Origin of the sequence: Wolbachia endosymbiont of Nasonia giraulti (assembly GCF_048054155.1) — a bacterium.
Classification (GTDB): domain Bacteria; phylum Pseudomonadota; class Alphaproteobacteria; order Rickettsiales; family Anaplasmataceae; genus Wolbachia; species Wolbachia pipientis_C.
Window position 1 is genome coordinate 1 of the sequence record NZ_JAFEVH010000018.1, and the last position, 13047, is coordinate 13047.

At 33.6% G+C, this 13047-nt stretch carries 13 protein-coding genes; 7 read left to right on the plus strand and 6 right to left on the minus strand.

Annotation, left to right across the window (positions count from 1 at the left end; all coding sequences use genetic code 11):
- Nucleotides 1–126: 126 nt before the first annotated feature.
- Entirely contained in the window at nt 127–1683 is a 1557-nt protein-coding gene (locus JR312_RS03465; RefSeq protein WP_416647740.1) for a penicillin-binding transpeptidase domain-containing protein, read from the minus strand.
- Nucleotides 1638–2474 (minus strand): polysaccharide deacetylase family protein, encoded by an 837-nt coding sequence (locus tag JR312_RS03470; protein WP_319606768.1) that lies wholly within the window; start codon nt 2472–2474, stop codon nt 1638–1640. The genes JR312_RS03465 and JR312_RS03470 overlap by 46 nt, the downstream gene beginning before the upstream one ends.
- A gap of 120 nt (nt 2475–2594) precedes the next feature.
- Between JR312_RS03470 and JR312_RS03475 the strand changes: the two genes are divergently transcribed.
- The 6 genes from JR312_RS03475 to JR312_RS03500 all read left to right on the plus strand — a co-directional run bounded on the left by JR312_RS03475 (nt 2595) and on the right by JR312_RS03500 (nt 8166).
- A complete protein-coding gene (locus tag JR312_RS03475; RefSeq protein ID WP_416647741.1) occupies nt 2595–4106 on the plus strand; it encodes a YifB family Mg chelatase-like AAA ATPase in 1512 nt (503 codons plus the stop codon).
- A gap of 77 nt (nt 4107–4183) precedes the next feature.
- Complete coding sequence (locus tag JR312_RS03480) at nt 4184–4720, plus strand: hypothetical protein (protein WP_416647742.1); 537 nt, start codon at nt 4184–4186, stop codon at nt 4718–4720.
- A gap of 222 nt (nt 4721–4942) precedes the next feature.
- Entirely contained in the window at nt 4943–6127 is a 1185-nt protein-coding gene (ftsZ, locus tag JR312_RS03485; RefSeq protein WP_264330441.1) for a cell division protein FtsZ, read from the plus strand.
- Nucleotides 6127–6525, plus strand: a complete 399-nt coding sequence (locus JR312_RS03490) for an EVE domain-containing protein (RefSeq protein ID WP_264330442.1) — start codon at nt 6127–6129, stop codon at nt 6523–6525. The genes ftsZ and JR312_RS03490 overlap by 1 nt, the downstream gene beginning before the upstream one ends.
- Before the next feature lie 339 nt (nt 6526–6864).
- The gene (ybeY, locus tag JR312_RS03495; protein WP_015587883.1) at nt 6865–7323 is read left to right on the plus strand and encodes an rRNA maturation RNase YbeY; all 459 of its coding nucleotides are present in this window, start codon (nt 6865–6867) and stop codon (nt 7321–7323) included.
- 54 nt (nt 7324–7377) lie between these two features.
- Nucleotides 7378–8166 carry a succinate dehydrogenase iron-sulfur subunit gene (locus tag JR312_RS03500; protein WP_416647743.1) on the plus strand — a complete coding sequence of 263 codons (789 nt, stop codon included), beginning with the start codon at nt 7378–7380 and terminating at the stop codon, nt 8164–8166.
- A gap of 3 nt (nt 8167–8169) precedes the next feature.
- On the opposite strand, the gene JR312_RS03505 is transcribed toward JR312_RS03500, so the two are convergent.
- The 4 genes from JR312_RS03505 to JR312_RS03520 are packed head-to-tail and all read right to left on the minus strand — an operon-like array spanning nt 8170 to nt 11602.
- Nucleotides 8170–9306, minus strand: coding sequence for a hypothetical protein (locus JR312_RS03505; protein ID WP_264330443.1), 1137 nt, complete (start codon nt 9304–9306; stop codon nt 8170–8172).
- A gap of 35 nt (nt 9307–9341) precedes the next feature.
- Nucleotides 9342–10133, minus strand: a complete 792-nt coding sequence (locus JR312_RS03510) for a GNAT family N-acetyltransferase (RefSeq protein WP_264330444.1) — start codon at nt 10131–10133, stop codon at nt 9342–9344.
- Nucleotides 10123–10605 (minus strand): phosphatidylglycerophosphatase A family protein, encoded by a 483-nt coding sequence (locus JR312_RS03515; RefSeq protein WP_015587887.1) that lies wholly within the window; start codon nt 10603–10605, stop codon nt 10123–10125. Before JR312_RS03515 ends, JR312_RS03510 begins: the two co-directional genes overlap by 11 nt.
- Nucleotides 10606–10624: 19 nt before the next feature.
- Nucleotides 10625–11602 (minus strand): NAD(P)H-dependent glycerol-3-phosphate dehydrogenase, encoded by a 978-nt coding sequence (locus tag JR312_RS03520; protein WP_416647744.1) that lies wholly within the window; start codon nt 11600–11602, stop codon nt 10625–10627.
- 322 nt (nt 11603–11924) lie between these two features.
- Between JR312_RS03520 and JR312_RS03525 the strand changes: the two genes are divergently transcribed.
- Nucleotides 11925–12695 carry a response regulator transcription factor gene (locus JR312_RS03525; protein ID WP_416647745.1) on the plus strand — a complete coding sequence of 257 codons (771 nt, stop codon included), beginning with the start codon at nt 11925–11927 and terminating at the stop codon, nt 12693–12695.
- Nucleotides 12696–13047: the final 352 nt, after the last annotated feature.

Consider the following 13047-nt stretch of genomic DNA (forward strand, 5'->3'; position numbering starts at 1 on the left):
TTGAATTGAAAATGCGGTTTGACACACTTTTTTGAACGTTCCCCAATTTTCGTTTCTTTTTTTTAATTTCAAAGCTCTGATTTGAATATATAAATTACAAGTAACATATATGGCAATTTCATAAGTTCATTTTTCAAGCATATATTGCAATATCTCACTAGCAATTGCAACATCTTGGCGTGGGGTTTTGCCGTGTTCTATAAACACTGAGATTGCATAGCGCGGATCATGGTAGGGGCCATAAGCGATAAACAATTTATGACTTTCACCTTTAGAGTTTATCTCTGGTGTACCGGTTTTGCCAGCAATTTGTATACTGCCTAGCCCTTTTCTATAGTTAGAATTCACCACGTCAAACATAGCTTTTTGAACCACACTAAGATGCTCACGATTCACATCAATATCAAGAAAGTCTTGCCCTGGTTTACTCATCTCAATGTGGGGAATTACCTCCTTTCCTGTTGCAACCCTCGCTGCAAGAACCGCAAGCTGTAATGGCGTTGTAAGTAAATACCCTTGTCCTATAACTAAGTTAATGGTATCACCTAAATACCACTCTGAATACAGCTTGCGTGCACGCCAATCCACATCAGGCAACAATCCTGGAGCTTCTTCCTTAAACATTCCAATTAATGGTCCTCTTCCAATACCAAATTTGCTAGCCATTTCTAGTAGAGAATCTACATTTATTTTTTTTCCTATATTATAAAAGTAAGTGTTGCATGAGAAGGCCATTGCCTCGTTTAAAGATACATATCCATGGACTTTGCTTTTTAGGCAACGAAATTTTCGTTCACCTATTTTCATATATCCCCTACACGAGAACTTTTCTTCTGGTGTTATTATTCCATCTTTTAAACCCGCAAGCGCATCTATTATTTTAAATATTGAACCAGGTGGAATTTGATATGATAATGCACGGTTTACAAGCGGTAATGAAGGATTGTTTAAATTTTTCCAAGTTTCATTTGATAATCTGCTAGTGAAAAGATTATTATCGTAAGAAGGTGAATTATATAATGCTAAAATTTCTCCGTTATTTACATCAATTACCACTGTGGAACCTTGGTGGTCTTTAAATATCTCTGCAATTTTCTTCTGTAAATCAACATCAATTGTCAGTTGTATATCTTGTCCGTCTTGCTGCGGTATACTAGACAACTCTCTCGTGATATGCTTCTTAGAATTTATTTCCTGCTCGGACTTTCCCGGCTTGCCTTTTAATACATGATTATATGTATATTCAATTCCACTAACCCCTGCTTCATTTATGTCTTGCTGTCTTTTTGTATATCCGATTATATGAGAACATATCGAACCAAACGGGTAATAACGTTTATAAAGAGCAGTTATTTTTGTATCTGATGATTTTGTTGCATCAGGTTTAATTTCTGATAACATCTGCAAATCAGCTTCCCTAGTAAAGGTTTTTTGCCCATCAAATAAAACAATATATGAAATTTTGTTTACTGCGAGTTCAACGCTATTCCTATCCAAAATCCTGCCTCGTTTAGGCACAATAGTAACAACTTTTATCCTATTATTATTGGATAGCACTTCATATTTTTGTCTATCTCGTACTTGTAAAGTATACAACCTATAACTAAAAATAGCAGAAATAGTAAGCTGAATACCACCTAATATGAATGCCCTGCGGTTGAAGACCTTGTTTTTTGTCCACATAGAATTCCTTTAGAATGCACTCCTTCTCCTTTTACTGGCACATTTCTAGCTTTCACTACATCACAAACACTTTCTTCCCACTCACTTAAGGTAACAAGTTTGTAACCCGATTTTTTTAGTATTTCAATAATCTGGGGTAAAGCTTCAACTGTATTTGATTTGTTATCGTGATCATGGAACAATATAATCGCTCCATTATGTACATTGCTTAAAACTCTTTCAACCAGAATCTCTGATTTATCACCTTGCCAATCCAGAGAATCAACAGTCCATAATATGGAATACATATTTAATCGATTAGTATTTTCGATCAAATTATCATTGTGACATCCATATGGTGGACGAAACCATTTTACATTCTGTTCTGTTGCATTTTTAATTGCCACATTTGTCTTTTCCAGTTCTTGCAATTGCTCCTCACTTGAAAGTGATGTCAACTTCCTATGCGACCAAGAATGATTACCTAATTCATGACCTGCTTGATAGATTTTTTTTACTATTTCAGATGTTTTTTTATTTATACGCTCACCAAGCACAAAAAATGTCGCTTTTGTTTTATTGCTCTCCAGAATATTAATAATATCTCCTGCTCTATTATAAGACGGTCCATCATCAAACGTAAGTGCAACGAACTTATCTTTGTTATTCAATAATTTCTTTATATTACTTAAATTTCTATATGATAGATCCAAATCACAACTGAGCCCACGATATGGTAAGTTAAAGTTACAATCACTACAGAAAACTGCGCTTGAATATAGCAAAAGAAAAGCGATTATTCTTATAAACATATATAATCAGCAAAGTGATAGAGTACTACACTTTTTTGCTAAATTAAACCACTTTTAACAGCTACTGTTTACTTCGTTACTTTGTCAATATATTATATTAATAACTTTATATAATATAGTATGATTGCAAATATAAATACCGTTGCACTTCAGGGAACCAGCACAGTAAATGTTAATGCACAAATTCACATGGCAAATGGTATTCCAGCTTTTAATATTGTTGGACTGCCGGATAAAACTGTTGCAGAATCGAGAGAGCGTATCAGAGCAGCGTTAAATTCAATCAATCTTCTGTTACCTCCAAAAAGGATTACGGTTAATCTTTCCCCTGCGGATTTGCTTAAAGAAGGTAGTCATTATGACTTAGCTATTGCTGTTGGATTACTTGTTGTAATGAATGTGATACCAGTTGAAAAAGTTCAGTCTTATATGATTATGGGCGAGCTTGCACTAGACAGCAGAGTCATACCAATCTCAGGAGTACTTCCAACAGCAATCAATGCAAAACAGGCAAATAAAGGAGTAATTTGCCCAAGGGGAAATGGAGTAGAAGCTTCATGGGTAAAGAATGTTTCTATTCTAGCTATAGAGAAATTAACCGATATTATCAGACATTTTAAGGGTGAGCAGTTAATTCAGCCGGTAACTTTTAACTATAGCGCTGCACCCAAAGAAAAAAATTCAGTTCTAGATATAAAGGATATTAAAGGTCAAGTTGTTGCAAAAAGAGCAGCTGAAATTGCAGCAGCAGGTGGACACAATATGCTTCTTGTTGGACCTCCTGGTACTGGAAAGTCAATGCTTGCTAAGCGATTTATAGGGCTATTACCCGATTTGACTGAACAAGAGATGATTGATGTTAATATCATCTCTAGCATAACAAAAGCCGGTAACGAAACATTTAAAGTAACTCGTCCCTTTCGTGAACCTCATCACTCATGCTCGATGTCAGCGATGATAGGAGGAGGAAAAAATGCAAAGCCTGGGGAAATCACCATGGCTCACAATGGTGTGTTATTTCTTGATGAGCTACCTGAATTTCCAAGGCTTGTGCTTGATTCTCTACGCCAACCACTTGAAGATAGAAAGGTAACTATTGCACGTGCAAATGTTCACATTACTTATCCAGCTAATTTTCAACTTATAGCTGCAATGAACCCTTGCAGGTGCGGTTATTTAGGTGATGCAAGTAGATCGTGCAACAAAGCTCCAAAGTGCGGCACAGATTATAGAAATAAAATATCAGGACCTTTGCTTGATAGAATAGACATATGCATTGAAATGCCAAACGTCAATATATTCTCTCCTGAAATTTGTTCAGAAGGAGAAAGTACTAAGACGATAAGAGAAAGAGTGATATCAGCGAGAAAAATTCAAACTGAGCGTTATAGTAAATTTAATATTCGTTGCAATGCAGAAGTCAGTGGTGAAGCATTAAATAAATTCACTGAACCAGATCAGGAAGGGTTAGAATTGCTAAAATACGTACTGAAAGAAAATTACATTTCCAATCGAGGCTATACACGTGTATTAAGAGTCGCAAGAACCATTGCAGATCTTGCAAAAAGTGAGGAAATAAAAAGAGCACATATCTCAGAAGCGCTGAATTACAGAATAAGAATGTATAAATAAATTAATTTACTTGACAGAAAACTTTTTTTTGCCATATACTACCATTAGTGAAATTTTAATATTTTTGGAGTAGAGTTATGTCAAGAATTGAAGCAATAAAAAGTAAATATAAAAAAGGGGTTTGGCTAGCGGTTAAAGAAGTGCCTGTGCAAGGTTGGGATCTCGTAAAAGAACATAAAGGCAAGACAATTGGTATTTCTTTAGCAGTTATAGCAGTAGCCTCGCTTACAGCTGCTTATCTCTTAAGCCCAGCTTATGCAACTTTTGTTGGTACAGTTGGAACAAAAGCTGCAACACTTGTTAGTCCTGCTATTACTGCAATGTCTGCATTTGCAGTTGCTCATCCACTTGTTGCTAGTTTGGTAGTTCTTGCTGCAGTAGCAGCTTTAATAACTGCACCTGTGTATGCATATAAAAACAGTAATAAGACAGCTAAAATTGAGGAAGTAAAGCAAGATATACTTAATGCTTGTGACAAAAATAGTGATGGTAGTCTTAAAACTAGTAATGGGAGTAATCTAACACTTGTTAGTGGTAAAGATCCATCAACAGTATTGTACGGAGTTGCGGAATCAATTGGATTGGCACTGGCGCCGCACCAGCAAAATAAGTAATTTCAACAAAGCAAAAGGGATAGAAGCCTATCCCTTTTTCACAATTTTTTTTTGCATCTTAAGCAGTATGATCTGAAAATCTATAATCATTACATCTATTAATGTTAAGAATAAGTAAATCTTGTTTACTATTTGTATATATCAAAACGAAAAATGTTTGCATATTGTTAAAAAAGCAGTAACTTGTTATTAAGTGAATTCACTAATATTTGAGTAATTTAAATGTCAATTGACCTTAGTTTACCAGAATTACCCATATTGCACCCAAGGATTACTGTTGTGGGAGTGGGTGGTGCTGGCGGAAATGCTGTAAACAACATGATCCAATCCAATTTGCAAGGGGTAAATTTTGTTGTAGCAAATACCGATGCTCAAGCGTTAGAGAAGTCGTTATGTGATAAAAAAATTCAACTTGGTATTAACTTAACTAAGGGCCTTGGTGCTGGTGCTTTGCCTGATGTTGGTAAAGGTGCAGCAGAAGAATCAATTGATGAGATTATGGAGCATATAAAAGATAGCCATATGCTCTTTATCACAGCAGGTATGGGTGGTGGTACTGGAACAGGTGCTGCACCGGTAATTGCAAAAGCAGCAAGAGAAGCAAGAGCGGTAGTTAAAGATAAAGGAGCAAAAGAAAAAAAGATACTGACTGTTGGAGTTGTAACTAAGCCGTTCGGTTTTGAAGGTGTGCGACGTATGCGCATTGCAGAGCTTGGACTTGAAGAGTTGCAAAAATACGTAGATACACTTATTGTCATTCCCAATCAAAATTTATTTAGAATTGCTAACGAGAAAACTACATTTGCTGACGCATTTCAACTCGCCGATAATGTTCTGCATATTGGCATAAGAGGAGTAACTGATTTGATGATCATGCCAGGACTGATTAATCTTGATTTTGCTGATATAGAAACAGTAATGAGTGAGATGGGTAAAGCAATGATTGGTACTGGAGAGGCAGAAGGAGAAGATAGGGCAATTAGTGCTGCAGAGGCTGCGATATCTAATCCATTACTTGATAATGTATCAATGAAAGGTGCACAAGGAATATTGATTAATATTACTGGTGGTGGAGATATGACTTTATTTGAAGTTGATGCTGCAGCCAATAGAGTACGTGAAGAAGTGGATGAAAATGCAAATATAATATTTGGTGCTACTTTTGATCAGGCGATGGAGGGAAGAGTTAGAGTTTCTGTTCTTGCAACTGGCATTGATAGCTGTAACAACAATTCATCTGTTAATCAAAACAAGATCCCAGCAGAGGAAAAAAATTTTAAATGGCCTTATAATCAAATTCCAATATCAGAAACAAAAGAATATGCTTCAACTGAGCAAACAAATGAAAGAGTTAAGTGGGGCAGCAATGTTTATGATATACCAGCTTATTTAAGAAGAAAAAAATAATGCAATTTTGGCTACTAAAGTCAGAGCCAAGTGAATACTCGTGGCAAAAAATGGGAAAGGAGCAGGTGACGCAGTGGAATGGTGTATGCAATTATCAAGCTCAAAATTACATGAGAGCTATGAAATTAGGCGATCTTGCATTTTTTTATCATACAGGTAAAGAGAGAGTTATACTTGGAATAGTTGAAGTATTAAAGGAGTATTATCATGTTTATAACTCCAAATTTGGACTAGTGAATGTAAAACTTTTAAAACCTTTAAGTAACCAAGTGACGTTAAACAGTATAAAACAAAACCCACTTTTGAAAAATATGGTTATATTAAAACAATCACGTTTATCAGTTTCTCCGGTTTTAGAGACTGAGTGGAATGAAATAATAAGGATGAGTGATGTGTAATACCTGTTGCCAAACAATATTACCTCAGCACACAACATACAGCTGTATGAGTGTTTGTTTCGAAGTAGCCGATTTTGCATCAAACACAAAGCAGTGCTTGACACTGGAATCCAGCTGTAATGCAACCACATTAAAAATGTTGTGTTTTAATATAGCTTTTATATTCACTCACCTAATGTCTAATCAGAATTCCTGGATCCCAGTGTCGGAGCACTGGGATGACATACTTCTAGTGTACAATATTCGTATAGTTGTGTGTATGATACGATGGTCTATAATTCTTCTTTTTTGGGTTCCAATGTCAAGTGATGGGATAATGTCCTTTCTGGTGCTTTATTCATGTTAGAAGTAAATATTCTTGATAAGAGGTGGCATAGTATTACGAAGGACCCACAGAGTTTTGTATTAAATATTATTAATGCTTCTCTAAAAGAATTAAAAATAGATCATTATAAACCAAATATATCAATAGCTCTCGCTGATGATAACTTGCTACATCAACTTAATCTTAAGTTTAGAGAAATAGATAAGCCAACTAATGTACTATCATTTCCATGCGAACAGTTATCTAGTGAATGTGATCTAGGAGACATAGCAATTGCAGTAGATACAATAGAAAGAGAGTCTCATGAGTACTGTATATCTATCCTCACTCACACTGCACACATGTTAGTTCATGGATTGCTGCATTTACTTGGCTATGATCATCAAAAAGAAGATGAAGAAATTATAATGAAAAGTTTAGAGAGCAAGATTTTAGCTTTGCTTGAATTTGAAAAGGAAAAGTATGGTAGATAATACCAAAATATGTTATTTACAAAAAAGGGGTTTTAGCTGTAAAAGGTAAGCAATATGGTTCAGTTTTCTTTACCAAAAAATTCTAAAGTTAATAAAAAGGGCAAGGTTTATCCTACTCCTACTGGAGCAAAAAATATTAGAAGATTTCAAATTTATCGTTGGTCTGCTGATGATGATAAAAATCCAAGAATAGACACATTTTTTATCGATATGGATAATTGTGGCCCTATGGTACTTGATGCATTAATAAAAGTAAAGGATGAAATAGATTCAACCTTAACTTTTAGACGCTCTTGCAGAGAAGGAATATGCGGATCTTGTGCAATGAATATTGATGGTACCAACACTCTCGCATGCACTAAATCTATACATGATATAAAAGGTGAAGTAAAAATATATCCACTACCTCATATGTATATAGTAAAGGATCTAGTTCCAGATCTAAGCCAATTTTATGAGCAATACAAATCGATTAAACCTTGGTTACAAACAGATAAATCTGCCTTACAAAATAAAGAATACTTTCAATCTCCTGAAGATAGAAAAAAATTGGATGGTCTGTCTGATTGTATACTATGTGCTTGCTGTTCGACTGGTTGCCCAAGCTATTGGTGGAATGGTGATAAATTTTTAGGGCCAGCGATATTACTGCAAGCTTATAGATGGATTGCTGACAGTCGTGATAATAAGAAAGAAGAAAGACTTGCTTCTTTAAACGACCCATTTAAGTTGTATCGTTGTCATACAATAATGAATTGTACAAAAACCTGCCCGAAAGGTCTTAACCCGGCAAAAGCGATAGCGAAAGTAAAACAGCTTATGGTGGAGAGAGGAGGAATTTGAGTGTTATTTCTGGCACTCTTCGTAAGAAAATAGTAGACCCTCTGAAGCATAGGGTATTGTTAATACTCTAAACGTTCTTCCGTTCATGAAATGTATTGTTTCACCATATGATTCCAGTAATCTTTTGAACAACTCATGTCTTTGATTATTAATAGTTTGAAAATCATTTTTTCCTAAAAGCTTTTTAGATTCAAATAGGTGAAGCATAATCTCGTGATAAGTTGGATAAGACTCCAAAAATTTTGGATCAAACTGAAAAGTTTTTATAAAAGCATTATTATAAAATTTTAGCTTTTGATTCTTACTATATATCGCTACAGCAATCGATAGCTTCTCAAGCAAACTTTCTTGTGCAGCTAAACAATTGCTTAGCTCAGTATGTAATTTTTTTTCATCACTAATATCTTTTCCATACATTACTATGCTATTAGAATTTTGCATTGGAACTTCAACAAAATTAAAAACCTTAGGTTCGTTCTTGTAAGTTATTACACACTCTCCTGGTTTTACGTTATAGGAGCCACTCGCAACAGTAAATTTTTTAGAGCTGCCTATATATTTATCATAAAATAAGTTATAAAACCTTACTTTTTTATTCTTATTGTGCTTCAGTATTGGAAATGGTAAAGAGTCAAAAATTTTTTTATAGTTCTCCAATTCTCGCATAAGCTTACTATTTTCTAACTCAAGTTCATTAGCTTTTATCTTATAATCGGAGATATTCCTTATCCACAACAACACACCAATCACATTATTAGAATAATCTATTATGCTTTTACCATAACATGTGCAATAAACCTCACTGTCTTTTGACTTTAAATCTAGAGTAAAAGATTTATTTATTTCCTTTGCCTCAGCAAAACTTTTAATTAAGCTTTCTGATTGCTCAAAAAAATTTACAAACTCATTAAATGAATAAAAAACAGTATTAAGCAAAATTAGTAAATTGGGAGAAAATTTTTCTATACGTTTTTTTGCGTCCCAAATATAAAATCCATCATTTACAGTATCTATTAAATTATTTATGATAACATTTTGATGTTGTAAGTCCTTAATTTTATTACTAATTTTTAATTTAGAATATGAGAAAAAGAAGAATACTAGAATTAGTAGTAAAACTATTTCATACAAAAAAAACATAGCATTCTAAAACAAATATAAAAATTTATAACCTCTCAGCAAAGAGATTGTACTGAAGAGGTATATAAGTGAAGATTGCCCAATACCCTAAAGCCTAATCTTTTATAAAGGTTTACAGAAGGTTTCATGCAATGTGCTACTATGTATTTGCATTCAAATTGCCTAGCTATCTTTATTCTTTCTAGAACCATTTGAGTTCCTATTCCACGACCCCTGTAAATTGGTAAAACTCCATCACTATAAAAACCAGCTATGCTGTCTTGAATATAAAGACCGCATGTTCCAACAATTTCGTTATTTAGCATTACAAGAAAAAATCTTAACCTTGAGCTCTTATCATCATAATTCGATAATTGGCGAAAAAATGTGCTAACAATACTAATTCTATGATAAAAAATTTTAGAAGTGTGTAAATCTAATTGCTCTAAGAGCTCACTACTATTTACAACATTGAACTTCAAATTTGGAACAGCATCATCAGGCAAAAAATAATCTTTTATATTGAGTAAAACTTTTTTTGGTGTGCTAACGTGTTTTATTTCGCATTTTTCTAAAATACCCCCTATTTTTATACGTGGACTTATTATCCATGTTGCTTCTATATTTCGTGCTTTGAGATAATTTAGAGTTCTGTATATGGAAAGCTCAGTACATTGATCTTCACAAAACACAAAATTAAATAACGATTCTCTGGTACCATTTACTGTAAATATAACATTATCAAATTCGTCATGTATTTCCCACTTGGACAAATTCGTTGCATAAAGTATATAATCCTTTAGGTTCTGAATAATTAAGCTTGAATAACAAATTTTTTTATTCTGCATAAACCAACAATAAACAATAAAAGGCTCCTATAAAAACAAAGGCTAAAATTGCAGCTACAACATCATCTAGCATAATACCTAAAGGACCTTTTGTATTTTTATCAATCAAATTTATAGGCCACACTTTTATTATATCAAAAAACCTAAAGGAGAAAAAGCACACCAACAATACAGAGCTATTCATTTCTTGTTCTAATAATATTGAAACTAGAAGTACTGTCAGCAATTGACCAACTACTTCATCAATTACTACCTCTTTTGGATCATGCGGAGCTTTGTAATGTTGTATATAATTGCCTGTAGACCATAATCCAACTAAGAATAAAAAAAAAATAATTGCTGTACCTAAAATTCTGTCATTGAGTAATATAGGAACAATTGGGTAAGCAGCCAAGCTGCCTATAGTACCTGGCATGTTTTTTACCGTGCCAGATAGCCACCATGTTGATATTAATTTATATAAAAATTTCACAATATACCGAAATATAAAACTAATTTACAAGAACAGAAATAGTATCTTCTATAGAAGTATTTTCATATAGCAATCTATAGATCGCTTCACATATGGGCATTTTTATCTTTAGCTTTTCTGCTAAATCAAATGCAGACTTAGCAGTGTTAAAACCTTCAATTACCGACTTACCTTCTGATAAAATCTGCTGAGCACTAGAACCATTACTATTAGCTACTTTAGATCCAAAAGATAGATTTCTTGAATTTAATGATGTGCATGTCACAACCAAATCGCCTAAGCATGCTGGTCCAAGTAGTGTATTTATATCTACATTGCCGTCACCAACTTTTGCTGAGTATAAAGCCTTAATTTCACTCATACTTTTCGTAATTAATGCTGCATGAGCATTAAACCCAAACCTACCTAGAACAACCCCACATGCTATAGCAAAAACATTCTTTAACGCTGCACAAACCTGTATTCCTATAACATCGCTACTAAGGTACAATCTAATATTTTCTTGCTGTAGCTCTGATACTAATTTTGAACCTAATACTTCATTTTGACATGCAAGAACCATCGAATATGGTAATTTTCTTGCAACTTCTATAGCAAAGCTAGGACCAGAAAAAACAGCAAGAGGATTATTAGGTAAAACTTCATTGACTACTTCACTAGGTAATTTTAATGTAGATTTTTCTATTCCCTTACAAGCCAAAATTATTGCTACATTTTTTTTTAGGTTACAATCATTCAATTGATGACATATCTCCCTTAGAGACTGGGTGGGAACAGCTAGAATTATTACTGAAGCATTAACTGCATCTTCAATAGCTAATTTTACTGATACATTATCAGAAATTGGACAATCAGGTAGCTTGTCACTTTCTCTTTTCTCTTTAATTGATTCAAACATGGCCTTATTGCGAGTCCACAAAATTACATTTTTCTTACTACTTAATGAAATCGCAATTGCTGTACCCCATGCGCCAGCACCTAAAACTGATATTACCACTCAATATTCCTGAAAGTATTACTTATAATTTAAAACTGTAGAATAAGTAAATTAAAAATATAACATAAAAGTATAAAATAGTTTAAATATCTATTAACCTAAGTATTCTTTTAATAAAATAGCTTCTATTCAATATTTACTAAAAATAGTATTATTATAGTATATCTATTGTATTTTAGATCTATTTGTATAATTTTGGAACGACACATTAACTATTAATTAATAAGTGTAATTTCTATTATTCATTAATAAAAATTTGATTTGTTACTTTCCTTGGTTATATATATTACTAAAATTATAAATTATTTATGGGGTGTAAAATATGCGTATATTATTAATTGAAGATGATCAAGTAAGTGCAAAGACTGTAGTTAATGCCTTAACTTCTGATGGACATTTTTGCGACGTTGTTACTTCTGCACAAGATTATAACAATAATATGGTTTCCTCGGGTGGAGACTATTACGATCTAGTTATTCTAGATATACACCTGCCTGGTGATATTGATGGATATGATATACTGTTAAGATTAAGAAGTGCAAAAATCAAAGTTCCTGTTTTAATACTTTCGTGTATCTCCGCTGCCAACCATAAAGCTAAAGGACTTGGGTATGGTGCCGACGATTACTTAACCAAGCCATTTCACAGGAGCGAATTATTAGCTCGAATTAAGGCCATAGTCCGACGTACTAAAGGTCATCCCGAATCAGTGATAAAGATTGGTAATATGAATATCAATTTTGATCACAGGATTGTTGAGGTAAAAGGCAAAACAGTTCACCTTACTAACAAAGAGTATTCCATGATAGAATTGCTGGCATTGCGTAAAGGAGCAGTGTTGACAAAAGAAATGTTTTTAAACCATCTTTACAATGGCTTGGACGAACCTTCAGACAACAAAATAGTTGATGTTTTTATGTGTAAATTACGTAAAAAACTTGAAAGTGCAAATGATGGAATAAGCCACATAGAAACCGTTTGGGGTAGAGGATATGTCCTAAAAGAGTATGTTGACGATGAAGAATACTCTAGTGCTAATATAAGCGAAAGCAGTAGTGACTATCAAGCAGAACAAGTGAAGGACAGCGCATGAAATGCTTTATTCACCCATTCATTGAAGCAACAAAATAGGTAGATGAAATAAGATAAAAACCAATCGTAAAAGTGAGGTAACATGGTTAGTCTTTTAGAACTTTACAAAGACTTGCAGCAAAAAATAGAAAAGTTGGAAGCTAAGCTAAAAGTTATAGGTAAGAAAATAAGGTTTTAGAGATAGAGGGTGATGAGTTAAAGGAAAAGCTTTGTTAAGTTCAAAAGGAAATACAAAAAGAGATAAGCCAAGAAGTAAAAGGAACATAGGTGGTCAAATTGAGCGTACAGGGTATGTGAAATGTTTGATACAGGGAACGTTCAAAAAAGTGTGTCAAACCGCATTTTCAATTCAA